General features: G+C 57.7%; 19 protein-coding genes and 2 pseudogenes. 10 read left to right on the plus strand and 11 right to left on the minus strand.

The annotated features are described in order from the left end of the window. Window positions 1-170 precede the first annotated feature (170 nt). The 6 genes from IFT53_RS05570 to IFT53_RS05595 form a co-directional block, all read right to left on the minus strand. Window positions 171-635, minus strand: coding sequence for an NfeD family protein (locus IFT53_RS05570; protein ID WP_192067139.1), 465 nt, complete (start codon window positions 633-635; stop codon window positions 171-173). 1 nt (window position 636) lies between these two features. Further along, window positions 637-1,701, minus strand: a complete 1,065-nt coding sequence (locus tag IFT53_RS05575; RefSeq protein ID WP_192067140.1) for an SPFH domain-containing protein — start codon at window positions 1,699-1,701, stop codon at window positions 637-639. 91 nt (window positions 1,702-1,792) lie between these two features. Further along, window positions 1,793-2,842 carry a ferrochelatase gene (gene hemH, locus IFT53_RS05580; RefSeq protein WP_192067197.1) on the minus strand — a complete coding sequence of 350 codons (1,050 nt, stop codon included), beginning with the start codon at window positions 2,840-2,842 and terminating at the stop codon, window positions 1,793-1,795. A 194-nt stretch (window positions 2,843-3,036) separates the two neighbouring features. Further along, complete coding sequence (locus IFT53_RS05585; protein WP_192067142.1) at window positions 3,037-4,977, minus strand: 5'-nucleotidase C-terminal domain-containing protein; 1,941 nt, start codon at window positions 4,975-4,977, stop codon at window positions 3,037-3,039. A 202-nt stretch (window positions 4,978-5,179) separates the two neighbouring features. Continuing rightward, window positions 5,180-5,551: an outer membrane lipoprotein Omp10 gene (gene omp10 / locus IFT53_RS05590; protein WP_042617592.1), complete on the minus strand. Its 372-nt coding sequence runs from the start codon at window positions 5,549-5,551 to the stop codon at window positions 5,180-5,182. Between the two features lie 168 nt (window positions 5,552-5,719). Next, window positions 5,720-7,168, minus strand: a complete 1,449-nt coding sequence (locus IFT53_RS05595) for a homospermidine synthase (RefSeq protein WP_192067144.1) — start codon at window positions 7,166-7,168, stop codon at window positions 5,720-5,722. 255 nt (window positions 7,169-7,423) lie between these two features. On the opposite strand from IFT53_RS05595, the gene IFT53_RS05600 reads away from it, so the two are divergent. Then, a complete protein-coding gene (locus tag IFT53_RS05600) occupies window positions 7,424-8,326 on the plus strand; it encodes a sensor domain-containing diguanylate cyclase (RefSeq protein WP_192067199.1) in 903 nt (300 codons plus the stop codon). Here IFT53_RS05600 and IFT53_RS05605 read toward each other — a convergent pair. Both IFT53_RS05605 and IFT53_RS05610 read right to left on the minus strand, forming a co-directional pair. Further along, complete coding sequence (locus IFT53_RS05605) at window positions 8,323-8,958, minus strand: aminotransferase class IV family protein (RefSeq protein ID WP_042617590.1); 636 nt, start codon at window positions 8,956-8,958, stop codon at window positions 8,323-8,325. The two genes, IFT53_RS05600 and IFT53_RS05605, sit on opposite strands and share 4 nt — an antisense overlap. An 89-nt stretch (window positions 8,959-9,047) precedes the next feature. Next, window positions 9,048-10,892: a M3 family oligoendopeptidase gene (locus IFT53_RS05610; protein WP_192067145.1), complete on the minus strand. Its 1,845-nt coding sequence runs from the start codon at window positions 10,890-10,892 to the stop codon at window positions 9,048-9,050. 168 nt (window positions 10,893-11,060) lie between these two features. Between IFT53_RS05610 and IFT53_RS05615 the strand changes: the two are divergent. The 4 genes and pseudogenes from IFT53_RS05615 to IFT53_RS05625 form a co-directional block, all read left to right on the plus strand. Further along, window positions 11,061-12,249 (plus strand): annotated as a pseudogene (locus IFT53_RS05615) (sigma-54-dependent transcriptional regulator); the annotation flags it as partial. 170 nt (window positions 12,250-12,419) lie between these two features. After that, window positions 12,420-12,620: pseudogene (locus IFT53_RS24120) on the plus strand (helix-turn-helix domain-containing protein); the annotation flags it as partial. Window positions 12,621-12,935: 315 nt separating this feature from the next. Continuing rightward, the gene (locus IFT53_RS05620) at window positions 12,936-14,732 is read left to right on the plus strand and encodes a DUF882 domain-containing protein (RefSeq protein ID WP_446737662.1); all 1,797 of its coding nucleotides are present in this window, start codon (window positions 12,936-12,938) and stop codon (window positions 14,730-14,732) included. A gap of 562 nt (window positions 14,733-15,294) precedes the next feature. Continuing rightward, a complete protein-coding gene (locus tag IFT53_RS05625) occupies window positions 15,295-17,502 on the plus strand; it encodes a hypothetical protein (protein WP_192067151.1) in 2,208 nt (735 codons plus the stop codon). 139 nt (window positions 17,503-17,641) lie between these two features. On the opposite strand, the gene pyk is transcribed toward IFT53_RS05625, so the two are convergent. Both pyk and IFT53_RS05635 read right to left on the minus strand, forming a co-directional pair. Then, window positions 17,642-19,081: a pyruvate kinase gene (gene pyk, locus IFT53_RS05630; protein WP_042617586.1), complete on the minus strand. Its 1,440-nt coding sequence runs from the start codon at window positions 19,079-19,081 to the stop codon at window positions 17,642-17,644. Continuing rightward, window positions 19,081-19,563: a DUF1036 domain-containing protein gene (locus tag IFT53_RS05635; protein ID WP_042617585.1), complete on the minus strand. Its 483-nt coding sequence runs from the start codon at window positions 19,561-19,563 to the stop codon at window positions 19,081-19,083. Before IFT53_RS05635 ends, pyk begins: the two co-directional genes overlap by 1 nt. 194 nt (window positions 19,564-19,757) lie before the next feature. Here IFT53_RS05635 and IFT53_RS05640 point away from each other — a divergent pair, with 194 nt between their 5' ends. The 5 genes from IFT53_RS05640 to IFT53_RS05660 all read left to right on the plus strand — a co-directional run bounded on the left by IFT53_RS05640 (window position 19,758) and on the right by IFT53_RS05660 (window position 23,737). Then, window positions 19,758-20,546, plus strand: a complete 789-nt coding sequence (locus IFT53_RS05640) for an N-formylglutamate amidohydrolase (protein ID WP_192067201.1) — start codon at window positions 19,758-19,760, stop codon at window positions 20,544-20,546. Window positions 20,547-20,558: 12 nt separating this feature from the next. Next, on the plus strand, window positions 20,559-20,864 hold the full coding sequence (locus tag IFT53_RS05645) for a DUF1244 domain-containing protein (RefSeq protein WP_192067153.1): 306 nt from the start codon (window positions 20,559-20,561) through the stop codon (window positions 20,862-20,864). Between the two features lie 156 nt (window positions 20,865-21,020). Then, complete coding sequence (locus IFT53_RS05650; RefSeq protein ID WP_042617583.1) at window positions 21,021-21,275, plus strand: DUF2312 domain-containing protein; 255 nt, start codon at window positions 21,021-21,023, stop codon at window positions 21,273-21,275. Between the two features lie 107 nt (window positions 21,276-21,382). Continuing rightward, window positions 21,383-21,574 (plus strand): CsbD family protein, encoded by a 192-nt coding sequence (locus IFT53_RS05655; protein ID WP_192067154.1) that lies wholly within the window; start codon window positions 21,383-21,385, stop codon window positions 21,572-21,574. 264 nt (window positions 21,575-21,838) lie between these two features. Continuing rightward, a complete protein-coding gene (locus IFT53_RS05660) occupies window positions 21,839-23,737 on the plus strand; it encodes a potassium transporter Kup (protein WP_192067156.1) in 1,899 nt (632 codons plus the stop codon). 30 nt (window positions 23,738-23,767) lie between these two features. Here IFT53_RS05660 and IFT53_RS05665 read toward each other — a convergent pair whose 3' ends face one another. Next, a complete protein-coding gene (locus IFT53_RS05665) occupies window positions 23,768-24,709 on the minus strand; it encodes an alpha/beta fold hydrolase (protein ID WP_192067158.1) in 942 nt (313 codons plus the stop codon). Window positions 24,710-24,944: the final 235 nt, after the last annotated feature.

Below are 24,944 nucleotides of genomic sequence, written 5' to 3' on the forward strand. Positions count from 1 at the left end.
GACTGTCCTCATATGGCTTTACTTTACTCCCCTATCTGCAGCCATAGATGCTGCTAATATAAGCGAAGCAAAATACTATATTTTATATATAAGGCCAGCCTTTATGAGGAATTTTCTATGAATCAGGCTGTGGACGGCCAACGGATGATGGGGCTGTGGCTGGCTGAAGCTTAGCTCTCGATCTTCTCCACCACCAATGTCCGCCCGTGGGCGGACGCTATGCGCACGCGGGTGCCGGCGGGGAGGTCGGTGCCTTGGACGGGCCACCAGGTGTCATCCAGCCGGATGCGGCCTCGGCTTTCGGCGATGGGTTCCTGCAGGGTTGCGGTGCGGCCTACGAGGCTGGCTTCGCGCTGGTTGAGGAAGGGCTCGTCGGTTTTGGCGTGGTTGCGGCCGTAATAGCGGCGTCCAAGGAGCGCGAAGGCGATGGAGAGCAGGGCAAACAGCAGCAGTTGAACATGCCAGCTCCACAGAGCCGTATCCCAGAGCGCCAGCGACACCGCGCCGATGACGAGCGCGGCGGCGCCGATCCAGATGAGGAACACGCCGGGGGCGACGAGTTCGGCGGCCAGCAGGAGGGCGGCGAGTATCCACCAACTCCACGGGCCAAGATCGGTCACGAGCCTGGCTATCATCTCAACGCTCCGTGGAAGGGCCGAACGGGTTGTTGGGGATGGTCACGTTGATGGTCTGGGCAGCCGGGCGGCTGGACGTTGATGGAACGGAGCTGCGCTGTTTGGGCGAGGCGGCTGTATCGGGCGTAGCCTGTGCATTGCTGTCGCGGCCGAACACTTCCTTGGCGATGGCGCCGATGCCGCCGAGAGAGCCGATCAGCGCGGAGGCCTCCATCGGCATCAGCACGATCTTGGAGTTCTTGGCGGTGCCGATGGCGGTCATCGCTTCGGTGTATTTCTGGGCGATGAAGTAGTTGATGGCGTGGATATCGCCAGCGGCGATGGCTTCCGAGACCATGCGGGTGGCATTGGCTTCGGCTTCTGCCAGACGCTCACGCGCTTCGGCGTCACGGAAGGCCGCTTCGCGCTGACCTTCGGCCTCGAGAATGGCGGATTGCTTGGCGCCTTCTGCCCGCAGAATTTGCGCAGCGCGCGAGCCTTCGGCTTCCAGAACCTGCGCGCGCTTCTCACGCTCGGCCTTCATCTGCCGGGCCATGGAATCCACGAGGTCCTTGGGCGGCGCGATATCCTTGATTTCGATGCGGGTGACCTTGATGCCCCATGGGCCCACGGCTTCATCCACCACGCGCAACAGGCGGTCATTGATGGCATCGCGGTTGGACAGAAGCTCATCGAGATCCATAGAGCCCATGACCGAGCGGATATTGGTCATGGTGAGGTTCTGGATGGCAGATTGCAGATCAGTGATCTGATAGGCCGCCTGCGCGGCGTTCAGCACCTGATAGAAGGCGACGGCATCTGCCGAGACGCTGGCATTATCCTTGGTGATGACTTCCTGTGTGGGAATATCCAGCACCTGTTCCATCACGTTCAGCCTTGCGCCGACGCGCTCGATATAGGGCGTGAGGATGTTGAGGCCGGGTTCCATGGTGCGGGTGTAGCGCCCGAAGCGCTCCACCGTGTAGCGATAGCCCTGCGGCACCGTCTTGATGCCTGCAAACAACGTGAGAATGACGAGCCCCACAACGACGATCACGACAATATCGAAACCACCCAGATCAAACATCGCCATCTCCTCATGTGCTGGCAGGTGTCAGGTAGAGCAATTCCAGCAAAAGTGTAACGCGGTTTTGCGTCCGGAATTGCTCAGGGTTGGGTCAAACCCAACCTTGCAACTCCCTGCGTACAACTTTCTCGAGAACCCGCATACCCTCAGAACTGTCATTCAGGCATGGAATGTGGGAAAACTTCTCGCCACCATTGTGGTGGAAAATCTCGCCCGCTTCGCCTGCAATTTCTTCCAGCGTTTCCAGACAGTCGGAAACGAAGCCCGGATTCATCACGGCAATGCGCTTGACGCCTTCCTTGGCAAGCCGCTCCACCGTCTTGTCGGTATAGGGCTGCAGCCACTCTTCCGGCCCGAAGCGGGACTGGAAGGTAATCATGAAGCGGTCTTTGTCCAGACCCAGCTTTTCACGCAGCAGGCGACCCGTCTTCATGCATTGGCAATGGTAGGGATCGCCCTTCTTGAAGTAGGATTGCGGAATGCCGTGGAAGGAGGCAATGATCTTTTCCGGCTGCCAATCCAGCGTCGCCAGATGGGTTTTGACGGAGTTGGCCAGCGCATCGATATAGGTGTCGTCGTCGTGATAGGGCGGAACGGTGCGAAGCGCTGGCTGCCAGCGCTGCTTCATCAGATATTCGAAGGCCTTGTCGTTGACGGTGGCAGTCGTTGCCGCCGCAAATTGCGGATAGAGCGGAAACAGCAGGATTTTTTCACACCCTTGCGCCTTCAGCGCGTCCATGCGTTCGGCAATGCTCGGCTTGCCGTAGCGCATGCCCCAATCGACGACGACATTGGGCAGATCGGTCAGCATCTTCGCCAAAGCCTCACCCTGATTGCGGGTATAGGTGCGCAGGTAGCTTTCGTTCAGCTCGTGGTTCCAGATCTCCTCATAGGCCTTGCCCACCTTTTGCGGGCGCTTGTTCAGCACGATGCCATAGAGAATGGGATACCAGAACAGGCGCGACCATTCGATGACGCGCTTGTCGCTCAAAAATTCCGCCAGATAACGGCGCATGGATTTGTAATCCGTGCCATCTGGTGTGCCGAGATTGACGAGGAGCACCCCGACCTTGCCGAAGGCGACCTTCGGGTGGTCTGCGGGGAAATGAGCTGTCTGAACCGTGGAATTATCTGCGATCATGAAATCGTCCTGAACCTGCATTGTTTGATCAGCCATACGGCAGGACCATGGTGTTGGATCATCTTGTAAAGCATCGATATCACAATCTGAATTGAAATCTTGAGTTCAGGACGTGACATTTCAACGCGTAATCTTCTGACCCATATAAAAAGCCGGCCCGCAGCGCGGACCGGCTTCAATTTCGTGTCGGCAGATCAGTTGGCTGGAACGGTCAGTTCTTCGCCAATCTCGATGTGGTTTGGACGCTTCAGCGCATTGGCCTCGGCAATCTTCTTCCACTCCGTGCCATTGCCGTATTTCTCGGCAGCGATCTTCCAGAGAGAATCGCCACGCGTCACGACATATTTTTCAGCAGCAGGCGCCATAGCGGCAGGCGCGGCTGTGGTTGCTGCCGGTGCCGGAGCGGTTGCGGCTGGCGCTGTTGCGGTGGCAGGTGCAGGCGTTGTGGCTGCTGGGGCCTGGGCTGTTGTGGCCGGTGCAGGTGTCGCAGGCTTGGCTTCCTTTGGTGGAGCCACATAGTCGGCAGGGGTGACATCCATCACGCGGCCATCGGTGTAAGGCTTGTAGGGGCTGTGCGCGCCGATATAGGCGGCGACGGCATCTTCAAGGCTTGGTCCGAAGTCGTAAGGGTTGATGGCCTTGGTTGCGAAGGTCTTGAAGCCATCGCCGCCGGTGCGGGTATAGTTGTTGGTCACCACGCCATAGGTCTTTTCCGGGTCGAGCTTGACGAAGGCGTCGCCTTCCTTGACCTCGACGGAGACGATACGGCTGCCAGCTGGCTTGGAGCGATCAAAGGAATATTTCAGGCCAGCGGTTTGCACGAAGCGACCGGCGCCTTCTTCAATCTGGCCTGCGCCATTTTCAAGAGCGGCCAGAAGATCGACACCCTTGATCTGGAAGGTGGCAACGGAGTTCTGGAACGGGAGAACCGTCAGCACTTCGCCCATGGTGATTGGACCGGCATCAATAGAGGCGCGCAGACCGCCGCCGTTCTGGATGGCAATCGTGATGCCCTGATCCTTGACGCGGTCGAGCAGGGCGTCGGACACCAGGTTGCCCATGGTGCATTCCTTGGCACGGCAGACTTCGCGGGAACCGTCGATGGCCGCTTCGGCAACGCCGATTTCCTTCTGCTTCATCTCTTCCAGCGGTGCGGCGAGTTCTGCCACGCGCTTGGTAAAGCCTTCATCCGGCGTGACCGATGCGTCGAGCAGCTTCGGTGCGCCAGCGGTGGACTTGACCACGCCATTGTCATCAAAGGTAACGGTGAGGTCGCCGAGGAATTTCGAATAGGCATAGGCCGTGACGATGGGAACATCGATCCCGGCGGGGTCCTTGACCAGCGTCGGGTAGGGGCCAGCCGCCTTCGGGTCGGTGCTGGAGAGCAATGTGTGGCTGTGGCCGCCGACGATCACGTCGATACCATCAACAGAACGGGCGATCTCCTGATCCTTGACGTAACCGACATGGGACAGAAGGACGATCTTGTTGACGCCCTGATCCTGGATTTCCTTGACGGCACCCTTGAGATAGCTGATCTCGTCGTCAAAGGTGACCTTGTCGCCGGGCGAAGATGTCTCGTTGGTGTCGGTTGCCAGAACGGAAACAACAGCGACCTTCTCGCCGCCCATCTCCTTGATGACGTAGCCCTTGAACTTGTCCTTCAGTTCGGAGCCATCGGCGATTTTCGTGTTGCCGGAGATGATGGGGAATTTTAGCGCATTGATGAATTTCAGAAGCTCTGCCGGGCCGTCATCGAATTCGTGGTTGCCGATAGCCATGGCATCGAAGCCGATACCGTTCATGAATTCGGCAATGGGCGCGCTCTTGTAGCGGGTGTAGAAGAGGGAGCCCTGAAACTGGTCGCCAGCATCCAGCACCAACACATTGGCATTGGTGCCGAGTTCGGTGCGGCGGGCATCGATGGCGCTTTTGACGCGGGCAATGCCGCCGAAGCACTCGTTCTTGCCAGCTTCCGCAGCGGAGCAGGTCGAATCCGACTTGTTGATCGCCTCGATGCGCGAATGCAGATCGTTGATGTGGAGAATATTGAGCTGATAGTCAGCCAGCGCTGCCCCCGCCGAAAGCGCGACGACCGATGCGGTCATCAGGCTGAATCTCAAAATCCTGTTCATCGTATCTCTCCTGTTGAAAGCGAAATGCTGAAGGGCTCGTCCGTGCCATCATAGCTATTGTGAAAGTGTGTCAGTCTTTCAACGATGATGTTTTCATCTCGGGCCATCTGCCGCAAGCAGAATTGTGACAGGTGTGCGCAAATAAAAACGCGCGCATTACGCGCGCGTTCAATCAACGCCGAAGAGAAATGGTGAAAGCGGATCAGCCCTGGCGTGTCAGCGTAAACTGGCTGTTGCTATCTGTCGTGCAGTTGAGCTGCGACGGAGAGATGAGCGCGCAATTGACGCGCGACTGGGTGTTGCGCACCAGCGAGGTCATGTTGATCTCATAAAGTGTTGGCGACAGGGTGACATAGGTTCCCGACGCCAGCAGCGTGTTGGTGTCTGTGGAGCGAGTGGAGAATGCGCCCGCCTGGAACGTGGAAACGATGCCGTTCTTATCGACCCAGCGACCATCGACAGCCGGACCCTGTGCCGCGACGGGTGGCATGGGGCGAGGGGATGGGCCTGTCGGAGAACATGAAGCGGCTGCCATTGCGGCCAGAACCAAGGCTGCGCCTGTCTTGAAATTCATGTCTTAAGTCTCCTGCGATTCTTCCCGATCTATCAATCAGACCATGTATGGAAGTTGACTATATTGCAAGCGAACGACCACCTCCATGCGCTGGTTCCCAACGCCTTCCACAAAAGGACAAGCGTTGCAAACCAGCACCAGTCTGCGCCCTGAGGTAGGGCGGGGTTTCTAGTTGCGCACCAGAATATTGCGGAACTGCCAGGGGTCATTCGTGTCGATATCGTCAGGGAAAAGGCCCGGCCTGCCATCGATGGGCGTCCAGTCCGTGTAGTGACCTTCCACAGCCCCCAGATAGCGCCGCTGGACATTGAGGCAACGGCGATAGTCTACCTCATCGGCCTCCACGATGCCCGCTTGAGGGTTTTCCAGCGCCCAGACCATGCCCGAGAGAACGGCGGAGGAAACCTGAAGACCGGTAGCATTCTGGTTGGGAGCAAGCTTGCGCGCCTCTTCCAGCGTCAGGCGCGAGCCGTACCAGTAGGCATTCTTCTCGTGACCATAGAGCAGAACACCCAATTCGTCTGAACCATCGGTCAGTTCGGCTTCTGTCAGCACGTGCTGCACAGGCTGGGCATTGCCGCCATTGCCGAACATTTCATAAAGCGAGAGCACGGCATCATTGCAGGGATGGTAGGCGTAATGGCATGTGGGGCGGAACTCCACATGGCCGCGCTTGTCGTGCACCGTGAAATAGTCCGAGATCGAAATCGCTTCATTGTGCGTGACCAGCAGGCCGTACTGGGGCCCGAGTGTCGGGCACCATGTGCGCACGCGGGTGGAAGCGCCGGGCTGATCGAGGAAGATCGCGGCCTTGTTGCCCTTTTTTTGCTTTTTGGCGTTTTTCGGCATCCATTTTTCGTGGCTGCCCCAGCCCAGTTCGGCAGGCTGCATGCCCTCAGCAATGAAGCCTTCGACAGACCATGTGTTCCAAAATGTGTTGAAGGGCTTGGGGTCCTTTGCGCGCTGTGTGTCTCGCTCGGCAATGTGCACACCTTTGACGCCCAGCGTCTGCATCAGCTTTGCCCAGCCTTCACGGTCGTGGGCTTCGGGCTCGTCGAATTCCAGGCCCGTGTCATTTGCCAGATTGACCAGCGCCTGCTTGACGAACCACGACACCATTCCCGGGTTTGCACCGCAGGTGGAAACGGCCGTGGTGCCACCGGGGCGCCGGGCCTTTTCCTTCAGCATGGTCTGGCGCAGCGCATAGTTGGTGCGGGCGGCATTATCCACATCCGTGTCGAAGTAGAAGCCCGGCCAGGGTTCAACGACGGTGTCGATATAGAGCATGCCATATTTGCGGCACAGCTTCATCAGATCCACGGAGGAGGCATCGACCGACAGATTGACGCAGAAACCCTGTCCCTCGACATTCTTGATCAGAGGTTTCAGCACATCCTTGTAATTCTCTTGGCTCAGATGTGCACGGATATGGCGGATGTTGCGGCTTTGCAGATGGTCGGCAATGTCTTCCCGGGGGTCGATCACGACAAGGCGCGAGAGATCGAATTTGAAATGCCGCTCGATCAATGGAAGCGTACCGCGCCCGATAGAGCCGAAACCGATCATGATAATGGGACCGGGAATTTCGCCAAGGATCGGGTATTCAACGTCCGTCATTCTTTAATTTCCTATTGGAACACAAGGCTCAAGCTAGATGATTAGTCTGTAACAATAAAGGGTAGCCGGATGACGGGCGTGTGAAGGCTGACGAAAGGGTAAACCGATCCGCATGTGGGCGTCATCATTCCGGGCATAAATCACAGGTATGGCTTGAGACTTCGCGTTTCCATTCCAGGCATTATAATGCAACCACGCCGAATGCATGGTTCGGCTTGAGGAGGGCGCAAAATCGTGAGGCAAGAGACTGCCAATCTGGATAGTCTGATGGAACGCGTCATTGCCCTGCAGGACGCTACGCCTGTGTTTATTGCGCTTTTCGATACAAATGACAGGCTGCGCCATGCCAACCGCGCCTTTCGCGAAGCCTTCAATCTGGCCAGCGACGCTTTCCCCATGTGGGGCGATATTCTGCGGGCGAACTACGTCGATCGAAAAGGCCTGATCATCACCACCACGGATTACGAGGCGTGGTTTCTGTCGGCGCAATCGCGCCGCGGCAAGCTGCCTTTTCGCGGGCTGGAACTCGACCTGCATGACGGCCGCTGGATCTGGATGACGGAGACCGTGCAGGATGATGGCTGGATGCTGTGTGTGGGAAGCGACATTACGGCGCTTCGGCAAAACCAGCGCAGCCTGCGCCAGGACCGCGACATTGCCCAGCGCGCCGCGCAAACCGATGAGTTGACCGGAACCGCCAACCGCCGGTTCGTCTTTGCCAATCTCGATGCCCAGATGGAGAAAGTCCAGAAGGGCGCAGAAGGACCCTTCGGGCTCTGCGTCATCGATATTGATTTCTTCAAGGTCATCAATGATCGCTTCGGCCATCAGGGAGGCGATACTGTTCTGCGCGATTTCGTCAAGATCGCTCACTCGACGATCCGCCGTGCCGATTGCTTCGGGCGCGTGGGCGGTGAGGAGTTCATGCTCATCATGCCGCGCACGGCTTTGGCGGATTGCGCTGGTATGGTTGAACGATTGCTGGAGAAAGTCAGGGCATCCTGCCCGTTTCCCGGTGCAACGGATTTTTCCTACAGCTGCTCGGCCGGGCTTTCGCTTTATCAACCCGGAGAAACCGCTTCCGACCTCTACCAGCGGGCAGACCGTGCGCTCTATGCTGCAAAGCAGAACGGACGCGCGCGGGTGGAGTGGCTCTAGACCAATTCCGCAGCCACCAGCCCGTGCAGGGAATTGCCCACGAACAGTTTGCGACCTGCAAGATCCTGCGGCTTGAGGGACTGTCCCCGTGCCCTGCGCTCGCGGATAAGGTCGGCACGCAGCACGCCGGGCAGAATGCCGCTATCGAGTGGTGGCGTCAGAAGCGCCCCTTCGGCGGTTTCCACGAAGATGCTGGTGGCCGAGCCCTCGCAGATTTCTCCGCGCTCGTTCAAAAGCAGCACCTCATCGGCCTCGGCGGTCGAAAATTCCGCGCGGGCGGCATCATAGGGCTCGCGGCGGGATGATTTGTGCCGGTAGAATGTGTCGGCTGAGTCCAGACGGGTCTTTTCCGCGATCTTCAGCCGCCAGACCGCGTTGTCGCAGAGTGGAACGAAAGGTTCCGCTGCCACGTCCAGCTCGCCCTTGTAGTTCATCACCACGCGCACGATCAGCGGCTGGGTGCCGCCGACAGCTGCGTTTAGTGCCTTGGCCGCGTCAGACGGTGCACGGAAGCCCAATGCATCGGCAGAGCGCAGCAGGCGGCGCAGGTGCTGCTCCAGCCGTTTGAAGCCTGATGCAGGTTCCCAGCGCAGCGTTTCCCGCAATGTCAGGTCAGCCGGTTTGCGTTTCATGATCAGTGTCCATCAAGCTGTTCACGTAAGGTGAGGCATAAGAACCGGCGAAGCTTGCCCGAAAATGGGAGCGCCGCCGGTTTTCATGATTATTCTTTATCCAGAGCCTCCAGCTCGTCGATTAATCCTTCGATCATCGACAGGCCCTTGTTCCAGAAGGACGGGTCGGTGGCGTCAAGGCCGAAGGGCTTGAGCAGTTCGGAATGGTGCTTGGTGCCACCAGCCTTGAGCAGCTCGAAATACTTGTCCTGGAAGCCGGTGTCGGCGTTCTGGTAAACCGCATAAAGCGAATTGACGAGGCAATCACCGAAGGCATAGGCATAGACGTAGAATGGGGAGTGGATGAAGTGGGGAACATAGGTCCACCAGCTTTCGTAGCCTTCGGAAATCCTGATCGCCGGTCCAAGGCTTGTCCGCTGCACAGACAGCCACAGCTCACCAATCTGCTCTGATGTCAGCTCGCCATCCTTACGGGCGGTGTGGACCTTCCGCTCGAATTCATAAAACGCGATCTGGCGCACGACCGTATTGATCATGTCTTCCACCTTGCGGGCCAGAAGTGCCTTGCGCTCGCGCAGGTCCGTGGTGTTGTCCAGCATCTTGCGGAAGGTCAGCATTTCACCGAAGACCGAGGCCGTTTCGGCAAGCGTCAGCGGTGTTGCGCACATTAGAGCGCCCTGTCCACCAGCCAGAACCTGATGGACGCCATGGCCCAGCTCGTGGGCGAGCGTCATCACATCCCGCGGCTTGCCGAGATAGTTGACGAGCACATAAGGGTGAGCTGATGGCACGGTGGGGTGGGCAAATGCGCCGGGTGCCTTGCCGGGGCGGGCAGGGGCATCGATCCATTGTTCATCGAAGAAGCGGCGGGCGATATCGGCCATTTCTGGCGCAAAATCGCCATAGGCCGAGAGCACCATGTCCTTCGCATCTTCCCATGGAATGACCGCATTGGATGTATCGGGCAGCGGCGCATTGCGGTCCCAATATTCCATCTGGTCCATGCCCAGCCATTTGGCTTTCATCGCGTAATAGCGGTGCGACAGGCGCGGATAGGCCTCTGTGACCGCTTGGGCCAGCGCATCCACAACCTCGCGCTCAACGCGGTTGGCCAAATGGCGGCTATCGGCAATGTCTTCGAATTTGCGCCAGCGGTCGGAGATTTCCTTGTCCTTGGCCAGCGTGTTGGTAATCAGGGTGAAGACGCGCAGATTGTTCTTGAAAGTCGTGCTGAGCGCCTGAGCGGCGAGCTTGCGCGTTTCCGGGTTTGGTTCCTGAAGCAGGTTGAGCGTTTCTTCCAGCGCCATGCTCTTGCCATCAACCTCAAAGCGCAGTTCCGACATGGTTTCATCGAACAGGCGGTTGAAGGCGGCTGCACTTGTCATGGATTTTTCGAGGAACAGTTGTTCAAGCTTGTCATCCAGCTGGTGCGGCTTGTCCTTGCGCAGATCCACGATCCACGGCGCATAGTGGCCGGTCAGCGGGTCATTGGCGATGGCCGCATCGATCGTTGCATCATCGATGCGGTTCAATTCCAGCGCAAAGAAGAGCAGATGCGAAGACATATCCGTCAGTTTCGACTGCGCATCGCCGTAAAGCTTGCCATTTGCAGGGTTGGACGTATCGGAAAAATAGGTGAGGCCCGCAAAGGAGCCAATAAGACCCAAACTGTCATCCAGCGCTTCATATTCCTTAAGCGCGGCACCGAGGCCTTGATCGCCAGAGAGCTTGGCGGCGGCCTCAAGCTTTCCCTTCCACTTAGCTTCAAATGCCTTGGCATCGCTTGCGGCTTTTTCCAGCGCGCCCTTGTATTCCGGGGCATCCGCAGAGGTAAAGAGGTCGGAAAGCTTCCATGTGGGCAAGTCACCCAGAGCAGCACTTGCGGCTTCCGCACCAGAAAAAACGGGCAGGGGGATCGGTGTCTTGAAGGTCATGTCAGGCTTTCCTCTTTATCTTTGCCCCAAGCATATGGGGGCTCTGTTTCCCGTGGCAATGCATAAAATGCAAGCAAATCTCAAAACTGGATGTTCAAGCCTTGCGTGTCACATTCCCTCCAAAGGACTGCATGAAGCACGTCCATAAACCGGAAACCGGAGCCTGACATGACAGCGCAAGTACTCGTTATCGATGACGATCCAGTTCAGCGCCGCTTGCTGAGACAAGCGGTGGAGCGTTATGGACATCACCCAATCCTTGCTGAAAATGGCCGGGTCGGGCTGGAGCTGTTGAAACAACACAGCGGCGATATCAGCGTTATCGTGCTTGATCTGATGATGCCGGAGATGGACGGATTGTCTTTTCTTAAGGCTGTTGGAGAGCTGGGTACGGATGTGCCCGTCATCGTGCAGACCGGTCAGGGCGGCATCGACACCGTGGTTCAGGCCATGCGCGCCGGGGCATTCGATTTCGTGGTCAAGCCCGTATCGCCCGAGCGGATCGGCTCGGCGATTGCCAATGCGTTGAAACTCGACCAGCGCGAGGCCAAGGCCCGTACCGGCAAACGCTCCCGCAATCATGCGGTCAACTTCAACGATATCGTTTCGGCAAGCCCCGCCATGCTGCGGGTGATCGAGTTGGCGCAGCGCGCCGCTCAATCCAATATTCCGGTCGTGCTGGAAGGCGAATCCGGCGTTGGCAAGGAAATGATCGCGCGTGCCGTTCAGTCTGGCAGCGACCGGGCGGGCAAGCCCTTCATCACGGTCAATTGCGGGGCCATTCCGCACAATCTGGTGGAGAGTATTCTTTTCGGTCATGAGAAGGGTGCCTTTACCGGCGCCACCGAAAAGCACATGGGCAAGTTCATGGAAGCCGATGGCGGAACGCTGTTTCTGGACGAGATCGGTGATCTGCCGCTCGAGGTTCAGGTCAAGCTTTTGCGCGCCGTGCAGCAGGGCGAAATAGAGACCGTTGGCTCCACCAAGGTTCAGAAGGTCAATGTGCGGCTGATTTCAGCCACCAACAAGAACCTGATCGAAGAGGTCAAGGAAGGTCGCTTCCGCGAAGACCTCTATTACCGCCTCAACGTCTTCCCCATCACCATTCCAGCGCTTCGCCGCCGCAAGGAGGATATTCCCTATCTTGCACGCGTGTTTGCCGAGCGTTTCTCCATTGAGCAGAAACTTCCACATGCGCTGGGCGTCAGCGCCGGTGCTTTGGCCCTGCTCACCGCTTATGATTGGCCGGGCAACATCCGCCAGCTGGAAAATGCCGTATTCCGCGCGGTGGTCTTGGCACAAGGCGATGAACTGACCGAAGCGGATTTCCCGCAGATCGCCTTTCAGGTTCCCGAGTTCAGGGATGATGTCGACGAGCACGACCTGTCGGCCCACCGTCTGTCTGAACGTTCGCTTCTCGTTGCGCCCGTTGCAGAGAACCGCGCCAGTGCTGCTGAGATACTTTCCGTCATGGAAGCCATTGCCACGGATGAGGAGCGTTCAGCGGCTGTGTTTCCGGGCGGTGGCCTGATTGCATCGACCGATGACAGCGGCGACGTTCGCAAGATCGCCGATATCGAGGAGGAACTGATCCGTTTCGCCCTGCGATTCTACCGGGGCCAGATGAGCCAGGTGGCCCGCAAACTCGGCATTGGGCGCTCTACACTCTACCGAAAGTTGAAGGATTATGGCATTGATCCCGATGATCCGCTGCGTGATGCCGCATGATGCAGCGGGCGGGTCGTTAAATTAGCAAAACCGATATTTGTTAACTCCTGGGCAAGGATATTCACTTACGGTCTATAAACCTCTTGTTAGTATTCCATTCACTATATAGAGGATGAGTGTTCATGTGTGGCAAAATTGCCATCGTGTGACCGTAATTGAGGTTCATGTGGGGCAATGTGACGAATTGTCTGCCAGGCGGGGATCAAATTGCTTTATCTGCATCGGAAATTCGCGCTCTCGGGCAAGAAGGCGCGCAGCGTGATTAAAGATACATGCAAGAAGCTATCGGCACGCGTCGTGACTTGCGCGTGCCTGATGATGGCAGCTGTTCCCTTTATCGGGATTTCGGCCACAGAAGCGGCTGCTGAAACCCGCAGCCTCAAGCTTTATTATATCCACACCAAAGAAAAAGCCGTCATTACCTTCAAGCGCAACGGCAAGTACGACCAGAAGGGTCTGCAGGAGCTGAATCGTTTCCTGCGTGACTGGCGCCGCAACCAGCCAACCAAGATGGACCCGCGCCTTTTTGATCTGGTGTGGGAAGTTTATCGCCGCTCCGGTGGCAGTGATTATATCAACGTCGTTTCTGCCTTCCGCTCGCCTGAAACCAACGGCATGCTGCGGTCGCGCACGAAGGGTGTTGCAAAAAGCAGCCAGCACACGCTCGGCAAGGCCATGGATTTCTACATTCCCGGCGTAAAGCTCGCCCGCCTGCGTGAAATCGCCATGCAGATGCAGATTGGCGGCGTTGGCTTCTATCCAACCTCCGGTTCCCCTTTCGTGCATCTTGATGTCGGCAATGTGCGTGCTTGGCCACGCATGAGCCGCCAGGAACTCGTGCGCATTTTCCCCAAGGGCAACACCATTCACCTGCCAGCTGATGGCAAGCCTTTGCCTGGCTATGAGCAGGCGATGAGCGATTACAGAAAGCGTGTCAGCTCGTCCTCCATTCAGGTTGCCAGCACCGCTGGCGAAGGTCCTGCTTCTGCGCCATCGGGTGGCAAGCGTAAAACTCTTCTCGCGGCCCTGTTTGGCGGTGGCGATGAGGACGAAGATGCCGAAGGCATTGCAACGCCGGAAGCCGCCCCATCGCGTCCTTCGGCGCCTGCCGCTGCACCTGTGGCTGAAGAGACGGAAGAAGCGCCTGCTGCCGTTGCCGTTGCCTCTGCGCAGCCGGCTCCTGCCATTTCCGACGCGCCTTTGCCAACGGCAAGGCCTGCATTCCGCAATCAGGATGGACAGACCGGTCTAGCGACCGCGCTCTATTCGCCAACGCGTAACGCCGCGCAGGATGCTCTTCAGGCTGCAACCATGCCAACGCCGACAGCCGCTCCTGCCGAGCAGCAGTTCGCCGATCTGGCACAATACTCAATTCCCGTGCCGACCCTGCTTGGTCCGCGCCGCTTGAAGGGTGATGCAGACAGTCCTATCGTGACCGCATCTCTGGGTTCGGAAGATATGCCGGGCGATGCCTTGGCTGCCCATGTTCCCGTTCCTGCCAACCGTCCTGCCGTTGCCGAAGCACTGCTTGCCAACGCCAATTCCAACGTGGATGGCCAGGAAGATGATGCCGAGCAGGAGCAGGCGAGCCTTTCGCCTGTGGTTGTTGCGGCGCTGGAACAGAGCGGACAGGATGCGCGCTCCTCAATGACAGCAACGGCCATGCCATCGGCTGCACAGTTCCCGGCATCGCTGACACGCAGTGCCGCCACGCAGCCTGCTGCAAAGCCTGTGGAAACAGCCAGAGCCACGCCTGCATCAACACCGCGTGACGATGCGAGCTACGGTGATGCGTTCGATGTCAAGCCACAGGCGAAGAATAGCGGCCTGACGGCTGGCCTGCCAACCAAGGGCTCGCGCCCCAGCAAGCAGGATGCCGTGGTTTCTCAGAAAGCCATGGTCAGCGGTGGTCGCTTGACGCAGGAAGCAATCTCCGACTGGGCCTTGAGCCAGGACAAGGGTGTTTCCGGACGTGCCGTGAAAGCACCGCGCGTGGTCAATAACCGCATGTTGAGCCACGATATGTCGGCCTCTGCCGCCACCGCAAGCTTCCGCCCCGGTGCCAAGGCCATTGACTCGAGCCGCTTCAGCACACCCGTAAAAATGCCATGACGGATGCCGCCGCATCGTAGTGGCAGCTTGAAGAATTTAGATAAAGCGGCACCCACTGTGCCGCTTTATGCGTTATTAGGGCAGCATTTGCCTGGTGAAACGGGTGGGTCGGGACGGATTGCCCGTATTCGAGGGTGGGGCTGCCCAAACGCGGGGACGTATCTCCAGGCTTAACGGTTAGATGTCGTTATGGCTTGAGGCGATCTTGACGCGTAATATCCGGGCTGCTATCTTAATATTTACTATTACATGAAAATGTAGTATGATTGTTGCATGTGAATATTCAATCTCATCAATGCAATATTGTATTTTGACGCAACGGCAGCAATCCTCGGGATTGCTTGCTGCATGAGGCAACCCAGCGCGTCGGCTCTAGCCAGCCATGTTTCTTAAAATTCGTTGTTTACGCTGCATATGTTTGGTGTTTGCTATTCTGGCTCTCATCACTTCTTGTCGTGACAGGTTCATTGTTGGGTTGCGGCCACTGCCGTTTCTCGAGCTCGGGACAAGATACGCTGCGTAATACTTTGGCTTGATCAGTAATTGATGGTGTTGCGCGCTTATGGCTTCTGAAATCACCTCCCTTCCTCCCCGGCAGATTGCCCAGCTTCCGACGGCAACTGTTGCCGCCTTGACGACGTCTGACCTCGACGAGCTTAGTACGGCGCAGCTAAGGGCCCTGACATCGACGCAGGTCGGTGTGTTGAGCACAGGTGTCGTTTCGTCGCTGACCACGAGAATGGTCAGTGCCCTTGCTCCGGCATCCGTCAGAGGATTGACGCTTGAGCAATTGGCAGCTGTCGGTCCGACGCAGGTCTCTGGAATGAGCGCGACGCAGGTCAAGTCGCTTTATGCAACCCAAGTAGAAGCATTTTCCTCCGCAGCGATCGAGGCGCTGGACGTCAGGCAGATTTCCGCGCTCACCAATCAGCAGACTGCAACGCTCTCAGCCAGCGAGCTCAACAGCTTTACTGGTGAAGAAATTGCCGCGATCAACAAAGGGTCGATTGCAGGCATTCCGGTGGCGACGATTGCAGGTTTGACAACCGACAAGATCGCTGCGTTCACGCCGTCGCAAATCTCGGCTTTCAAGACGGATCAGATTGCGGGCTTGACGACAAACCAGATCCTGTCGTTTTCGGGCACACAGTTTGGAGCCCTCACGTCCAGGCAGATTGCTGCATTTTCAACCTCGGTGATCGCAGCACTTACCCCTGCGCACATTGAGGCGATGACCACGCGGCAGGTTGGCGGGTTGACGTCGGACCAGTTTGAGGCGCTGACCACCTCCAGCCTCGAGGCTTTGTCGACCTTGCAGGTTGCCGGGCTTAAATCGCAGCAGCTTGCAACGCTGACGGCTGGCGAGCTGAATTCATTTAGTGCGCCAGAAATTGCGGCCTTGAGGAAAACCTCCCTGGTCGGGTTGGCAACGTCTGCAATAGCAGGTCTGACCACAAACAGTTTGTCAGCTTTGACAGCGGGGCAAATCGCCGCGTTTTCCTCTGAGCAGGTGAATGCGCTGAGCTCGGCGCAGTTTGCGGCGCTCAGCCCGCTGCAGTTTTCCGCCCTGACGCAAAAGCAGATTGCCGGACTGTCCTCTGACGTCATTGCAAGCCTTGACTCTTCCAAGCTTGAAGCCATGAAAACGAGGCAGATTGCTGCGCTGACGACCGCGCAGTTCGGTGCCTTGACATCTTCCGCTCTAGCAGGTCTCACGACCGCGCAAGTCGTGGGATTGACCGCGCAACAGGCTTCCACGCTGACCTCTGATGAACTGAGCACCTTCACGGCAGCAGAGATTGCATCGTTCAAGAGGGCGGCCATGTCGGGTTTGACGACATCGGCAATCGCCAGCCTTTCATCGGACAAGATATCCGCCCTAACGTCCACCCAGATCGCCTCGCTGACGTCGACGCAAATGGAAGCTCTCAGCACAGATCAGCTAGAGGCTCTATTGCCCAGCCAGTTTGCGGCGATGAGAGCCAACCAGATTGCTGGTCTTTCGACGCAAGCCATTTCCAATCTTGATGCAGCGGAGCTGGCAGCCTTTACCGTCCAGCAGCTGAAGGTGCTTTCCTCGACTCAGTTCGAAGCGCTCACCAGCGCCAATATTGAAGGCCTGACAAAAGTTCAGGTGGCAGGATTGAGCGGCAAGCAGACAGCCACGCTGTCTGCAGCGGAATTGAACGCCTTCACGGCAGATGAAATTACAGCTTTCAAGAAAGATGCGATTTCCGGCTTTTCGACGACGACACTTGCGGGTCTGACGACGAACCTCGTCGCTGCCCTGACGACTGCTCAGATCGCTGCTCTCTCGTCAGACCAGGTGAAAGCCCTCACGTCCACTCAGTTCGCCGCTTTGTCTCCGCAACAATTTGCGGCGATTGGGACCAAGCAGATTGCCAGCCTGTCGACTGATATGATCGCCGGCCTCACCAGCGATAAGGTGAGTGTGATGGCCACAAGGCAGTTGGGCGCGCTCACGTCCCAGCAGTTCGCAGCGCTCAGCACAGCCAATGTCCAGGCGCTGACCGTGGCGCAGGTCGCGTCACTGGGCACGAGCCAGCTCGCAACACTGGACTCGGCGGAGCTGAACTCCTTTACGACAGCTGAGATAGCCGCAATCAAACACACAACGATCCAGGCGCTGTCAACGGCAGCACTCGCTGGTCTTTCGGATGCAAACATCGCCGCGTTCACTACGCGCCAGATGCAGGCTCTGACTGAGGCGCAGGTCGCCGTTGTTATCGCGGCCTATCAGGACGTTTGATCGGACAAAGTCTGCCCTTGGGGCAGTTCTGGCGGAAGTGGTCAGTTGCCTCCCAGCGCAGATTTCTCAAAACAAAAGAAACGAAGAAAAAAGGCGCCCCGAAAGGCGCCTTTTTTAATGCGGTTGATTTTGAGATGGCTCAGACGCCGCTCTGGCCGTCAGAGCCGATATAGGCGATGCGGACCATGTTGGTCGCACCCGGTGTGCCCAAGGGAACGCCGGCAGAGATGATGATGCGGTTGCCGGGCTGGCCGAAGCCTTCGTCGACAACGATACGGCATGCACGGTTGACCATGTCATCCTGGTCGCTTGCATCGCCGGTCACAACACAGTGCAGGCCCCATACGACGGAGAGGCGGCGCGCGGTCTGAACGATCGGCGACAGGGCGATGATCGGCACCTGTGGACGCTCGCGCGCTGCGCGCAGACCTGTCGTGCCTGACGAAGTGTAGGTCACGATTGCAGTCAGGCCAAGCGTTTCGGCAATCTGGCGGGCGGCCAGCGAAATCGCGTCGGCGCCAGTTGCCTCCGGCTGCGGGCGCTGCGCGTAGATGATGTTGGAGTAGTAAGGGTCCTGCTCCACGGTGCTGGCAATGGATGCCATGGTGGAAACAGCCTCGACCGGATAATCGCCGGAAGCCGATTCGGCCGACAGCATGATCGCGTCTGCACCTTCAAACACAGCAGTTGCCACGTCGGACACTTCGGCGCGTGTTGGAACCGCAGCCGAAATCATGGATTCCAGCATCTGGGTTGCAACGACAACGGGCTTTCCAGCCTTGCGGCAGGCGCGGGTCAGCTGCTTCTGGATGCCTGGAACGGCTTCCAGCGGCATTTCAACGCCGAGGTCACCACGGGCAACCATCAGCGCGTCTGATAGTTCGATGATTTCCTCGATGCGCTCGACGGCCTGCGGCTTTTCGATCTTGGACATCAGGCCAACGCGGTTGCCAGCAATCTTGCGCACTTCTACCAGATCTTCCGGGCGCTGCACGAAGGAGAGCGCAACCCAATCGACATCGTTGGTTGCCAGAACGGCATCCAGATCGACGCGGTCCTTGTCTGTCAGAACGCCGACGCCGAGCAGGGTGTCCGGCAGGCTGATGCCTTTGCGGTCTGAGATCTTGGTGCCGGAAACGACTGTGGTGACAATGCTCTTGCCATCGCATTTTTCAGCGCGCAGGTGCAGCTTGCCATCGTCGATCAGCAGGCGGTCGCCCGGCTTCACGGCTTCAAGAATTTCTGGATGCGGCAGGAATACGCGGTTCTGGTCGCCAGGGGCTTCATTGTTGTCGAGCGTGAAGCTCTGACCGGCAACGAGATCGACCTTGGTGTCGGCAAATTTTCCGACGCGCAGTTTGGGGCCCTGAAGATCGGCCAGAATGCCGATGGGGCGGCCAACGCGGCTTTCGACCGAGCGAATGCGCTGGATGAGCGTGCGCATCACATCATGGCTGGCATGGCTCATGTTGATGCGGAAAAGATCAGCGCCGGCCAGGTGGAGCTTCTCGATCATCGCTTCATCGGAGGATGCAGGGCCGAGAGTTGCAAGGATTTTGACTTTGCGATTGCGCTTCATCAGTTCTGACTTTCCTGTGTACCTGGCGTGTCTGAAAGCTGGACCATCCAGCTTCCCTGTCGGCCCGTATCGTATTCCTTGAAACCCATTCTCTGGAAACTACGGGCATAGCAATCATCCACGCCTGTGATCTTGAACTCGTTTTCCGCGACGCACATGTTGACGTCGCCTGTCCACCTGCCGCCACGGGCAGCATCTTCGGCGTAGAGGTAATAATAGCGCGATTGCAGCTCACCCTCGATCAGCGTGGCGCATGTCGATGCGGGAACCTGCCACCAGCCTTCGCTGATCCAGCCTTCCTGCGCACGGTAGCCAATGGCCACGCCCACGAGGTTCTGCGTGCTGTTGCAGACACGGAAATCCGCCAATGCCGGCTCTGCAAGAAGAAGCGGTGTGGTGAAGAGGGCTGCGGTGCACAACAGGCGGATCGCGCGCTGGTGTTTTTGGAGCTTAGCGGAGAATGTCTGTGTCACGGCTTCCATCGGGATTCCATGGTTATAAATGAGAACACTTCTTGGCGCGGACGCCCAAGAAAGTCAACGCAAGTTCAATCGATTGTATCGATATGGACTGTATCTGGCGGCAGTCGGGGTGGTCCCGAGGCGGTCTCAACTTGCGCGTGGCGCTGAGCCGTGGCATCAAGCGTCTCTCCCTTATCATCGCCAGAAATCTAGAGATGCCAGACTTCCAGCCATACGAAATCATAGAAGGCGATTATGACAAAGGCATGGTCCTCCTTGCCGATCACGCCACCAACCTTCTGCCGCCTGCTTATGGTGATCTCGGCCTGCCGCCACAGGCTTTTCAGCGCCACATCGCGTTTGATATCGGCATTGAAGGCCTGACCCGAAAGCTTGCTGCGCGGTTGGGTGTTCCGGCCGTCATGAGCCGATTTTCCCGCCTGTTGATCGATCCCAATCGCGGTGAAGATGATCCGACGCTGATCATGAAGATTTCCGATGGCGCGATCATTCCCGGCAATCATCCGATCACGAAGCAAGAGTGGGATCTGCGGCTCGATGCCTTTCATAGGCCGTATCATAAAGCGGTGGATGACGTGCTGTGCAGAACAGCAGAGGCGAGCCGCAAGGCGCCGCTGGTGTTTTCGCTGCACTCTTACACGCCGTTCTGGAAAAGCTTTGAGCGACCATGGCATGCCGCCGTGCTCTGGGACACAGACCACCGCGCTGTTGAGCCTTTGCTGGCCCATCTACGGGAGGCAGGTGACATTCTTGTGGGAGACAATGAGCCCTATGACGGCGCGCTCAAGGGTGACACCATGTATCGCCATTGCATGGTCAAGGGCTTGGCGCATGCACTTCTGGAAGTGCGGCAGGATTTGATTGGCGATGAGGCGGGGATTGAGGCCTGGGCTTTGCGCCTTGCTCCCATTTTTGCCGCAATGAATGCTGATCCCACCCTCCATGACTACAAGCAGTTCGCATCGCGGACGGGCCCCTATTGAGCGGAGAGCAGCATGAGCGAACTTGACGAGCGCCAGAAGACAGAGCTTGAGGCGGCTGCATTCCGCAGGCTTCTCAACCATCTGCGCGAACGCAACGATGTGCAGAATATCGATCTGATGAACCTTGCCGGCTTTTGCCGTAACTGCCTGTCCAACTGGTATGCCGATGCAGCGCGCGATGCAGGCCACGAGATCAGCAAGGATACGGCCCGTGAGATGGTCTACGGCATGCCCTACGATACCTGGAAAACGCTCAATCAGGGCGAGGCCAGTGATGCCCAGAAAGTCGCATTCGAGCAAAACAAGCCTCACGAATAAAGCACCAGCACCGGAAACGGCTTGACGCGGCGGCCCGGGACGGGCAGTTCACCAACCTTGAAAATTCAGCTGCCATCGCAGCCTGGAGGCTCGTGCCTCCAACCAGTTTGAATGAAGCGGCTCTTCATACAGAGCCCACCCGCAAAGGATAGAAGAATGGACGAAACAGCCACAACCGAAACCGTAGCCGCCGCCGAACTGCGTCAGTTCATCGAACGCATCGAGCGTCTTGAAGAAGAAAAGGCTGCGATCTCAGGCGACATCAAGGATGTCATGGGCGAGGCAAAGGGCCGTGGTTACGACACCAAGGCCATCCGCACCATCATTCGTCTGCGCAAGAAGGACGCCAACGAACGTATCGAGGAAGAAACGATCCTGCAGACCTATATGGCCGCGCTTGGAATGGAATAATGCAGTGGCCGACCTGAGTTGCTGACCAAATTTTCCGGGAACCATACTGCTTCCTAACCCGTTGTTCCACCAATCGAGCAATCCAGCTCACGATAAGGAGAACGATCATGGGAAGCACAATGGACAAGGTTAAGGGCAAGGCAAACGAACTCGCTGGCGAAGCACGTCAGGCAGTAGGCGATGCGACCGACAACCACGAGATGGAAGCCAAGGGCGCAGCTCAGGAAGCCAAGGGTCATGCACAGCAGACCAAGGGCGAAGCCAAGGAAAAAGTGAAAGACGTGATCGACCGCGCATAACGGTTGCCGTCAACACATCAAGGGCTCCGAACTCAGTTCGGGGCCCTTTTTTTATGGCATGAGGTTGGGTCCGCAACCGCGATCGGCGGCATTTTTTGCCTCGGGCTTTCGGCGCGTGGGTCGTGTACAACGGCTGCATGAATGGAAAAATCAGGCAGGCGTTACCAGAATGGTTTTTGACTGCACACAATCCGTTGCCGGAAGCTCACAGTTGCGTCATAAAGACCAAAAGGCCAGACGGCCGTACCGCCTGAAAGGCCTGAAATGACATCGAATGCGCCTGCGTCAGAGACGCGGAAGTTCCTCGTTCTGCTGCTCGGATCCGTTGGGGTCGTGTATGGGGACATTGGAACCAGTCCGCTTTATGCCTTTCGTGAAGCACTTCGCCCGTTCTCTTCAGACGGCGTGCAACAGATCGAGGTGATCGGTCTCATCTCGTTGATGATCTGGACGCTGACCATCATCGTCACATTCAAATACGTCCTGTTTCTTTTGCGTGCAGACAATGACGGCGAGGGCGGAACGCTGTCTTTGCTTGCGCTTCTGATGAAAAAGACGGGAAGCTACATGCCCGCCCTGTTTTTCGCGGGTCTGATCGGCGCGGCGCTTTTCATCGGTGATGCGATGATTACGCCAGCGCTGTCCGTCATGTCTGCGCTTGAGGGCATGAAGCTCGTCACGCCTGCCTTCTCAGATTACGTTTTGCCTCTTTCCGTCGTCATCATGCTCGGCCTGTTTGCTGTGCAATCGAAAGGTACAGAGGCTGTCGCCAAGTTTTTTGGCCCCATCACCGTTGTGTGGTTCCTCGCCATGGCCTGGGGTGGGCTGATCCATGTTGGGGATGACCTGACGATTCTTCAGGCGCTCAATCCCGTCAACGCATTCTGGTTCGTCACCCATGCTGGCTGGGCCGGGCTGGTCGCTCTCGGTGCTGTGTTCCTGACGGTGACAGGCGCGGAAGCCTTGTATGCCGATCTCGGCCATTTCGGTCGCAAGCCGATCAGCGTCGCATGGTTTATTCTGGTGTTTCCGGCACTTGGCCTCAACTATCTCGGTCAGGGTGCGCTGGTCCTCAGCAATCCGGCAACCATCGATAATCCTTTCTATCTGCTCTATCCGGAATGGGCGCTGCTACCCATGGTCATTCTGGCGACCATGGCCACCATCATCGCCAGTCAGGCGGTCATCACCGGTGCATTCTCGCTCGCCCGTCAGGCGGTGCATCTAGGCTTCCTGCCTCGCCTTGCCATCAAATTTACGTCGGAAACCAATACGGGGCAGATTTACGTGCCATCCGTCAACATGATCCTGCTCATCGGCGTCATCGTGCTGATCCTTACGTTCGGGTCTTCGGAATCGCTGGCGACCGCCTATGGCATTTCGGTCACGGGGGCGATGGTGGTCACGACACTCATGGCGTTCCAGTTCCTGCGCTCGGTCTGGGGTTTCAAGGCCATCACCGCCGGTCTGCTGCTGGCACCGCTGCTGATGATCGAGACGGTGTTCCTGATGGCCAACATGCTGAAGGTCCATGATGGCGGTTGGGTGCCTCTGGCTCTGGCAGCTGCGATCATCATGGTCATGTGGACTTGGACAAAGGGATCACGCTATCTGCGAACCAAGATCGCCAAGAACGATATTCCGCTGGGTGACTTCATCAAATCCATCGAAAGCTCGATTGACCGCGAATCCTCCAGCGCACCCGTGACTGTTCCCGGAACCGCTGTGTTCCTGACAAGCGTTCCCAACATGACGCCGGGCGTGCTGCTCCACAACCTCAAGCACAACCACGTTCTTCACGAGCAGAACGTGATCCTGACGATCTGGACGCAGGACAAGCCCTATGTTGCCGAGAGCGAACGCGTGCATATGACACGGCTTTCCAAGCGGTTCATGCAGCTTGAAATCACCTTCGGCTTCATGGACGAGCCCAATGTCACGAAGGCGCTTTCGCTGTGCAAGAAGGCCGGGTTCAAGTTCGAGATCATGCAGACGTCCTTCTATCTGGGACGCCGAAACCTCATCGCCACGCCGAATACGGGGCTGCCGCGCTGGCAGGAAGATCTCTATATCGCTCTGTCCGATTTCGGAATTGACCCATCAGCCTATTTCAATCTGCCCCCAAACCGGGTGGTTGAGCTGGGAGAGCAGATCGCGATCTAGGCTGCTCATCCTGCCAGAACGCTGCGTGCTTTATTCAACGGGCGCGAAAAACGTGTCGATCGCTGCCAGCGCCTGGCGGCGGTAGACATCGCGCTCCAGAAACAGCTCGTGGCGCGCGCCCGTTACCGGTATCAGTTGCGCGGCACGGAAGTTGCGGGAGAGCTCTTCCTGCGCCGCATAGGGCGTGATGCTATCGCGAATGGGTGCGAGCAAAAGCGTCGGCACGGTGACCTTGGTCAGATGCTCCTGCCGGGTCACACGCGGCATTGTCTTTAACGCTTCATACAGCCAGCGTGCGGTTGGTGCGCCTATGAAAAGCTCTGGATGCTCGGTGCCGATAGCCGCATTGCGGGCAAATCTCACAGGATCTGAGGTGAGCGGATTGTCTTCGAAAGACCGCGCGCGATGATCCTTGCCCACCTGCACGCCGCCAAGGCCTAGGAGGCTCAGCGTCGTGACGACAGCCTTGATGAACCAGCCCGGCATGGATTGTCCGCTCAAGCCAATGAAAGGGGCACTGAGCACCATGCGCTCTATGCGGTTGGATAGGGCAGGTGCCATGGAAAGGGCTGCAAGCCCGCCGGTGGAATGGGCCAACAGGAAGAAAGGCAGGCGCGCATCGGGCAGCACAACCTGCTCCAGAAACAGCGAAATATCCTTCTGATAATCGGAAAAACGGCGGACATATCCGGCATGGACGTTCTTCAGCAAACGCTCGGAACCGCCCTGGCCACGCGTATCGAAGGTGGCGACCCAGAAGCCCTTGGCGGTCAGGTCATTGATGGTCTCGAAGTATTTTTCGATGCACTCATTGCGGCCATGCAGGAGAACGATGGTGCCGCGTGCCACGGAATGGCTGGAGCGAAAGATCGCGTAGCGCAGCTTCTTGTTCTTATGACCGGTAAACGTGCCCACGATGTGATTGTCGGGCACGGGGTTGCCCTTGGTCGCGTGCAATGTGGCTTCGGTCATGGGGTGGTTTCCGACTTGGCACTGAAGAGGTGTTTCAGAACGGGATAAGTGGCGCGCCCATTTGCGTCAAAGGAAAACATGCGCGTCACAGGAAAAGTTGCCGGAACCGTCGGGCTTAGCAGTCGCGGTTCCGGCCAATATGACAGAAGAAGAAGGGACGTTATCCTCCTGCCGCCGGAGAAAGCCTCCGATGTCGCTTGTTTAGCGTAGGTAAAATGAACGTTTTCAGAATTGC

Source organism: Rhizobium sp. CFBP 13644 (genome assembly GCF_014842165.1).
Classification (GTDB): domain Bacteria; phylum Pseudomonadota; class Alphaproteobacteria; order Rhizobiales; family Rhizobiaceae; genus Agrobacterium; species Agrobacterium tumefaciens_C.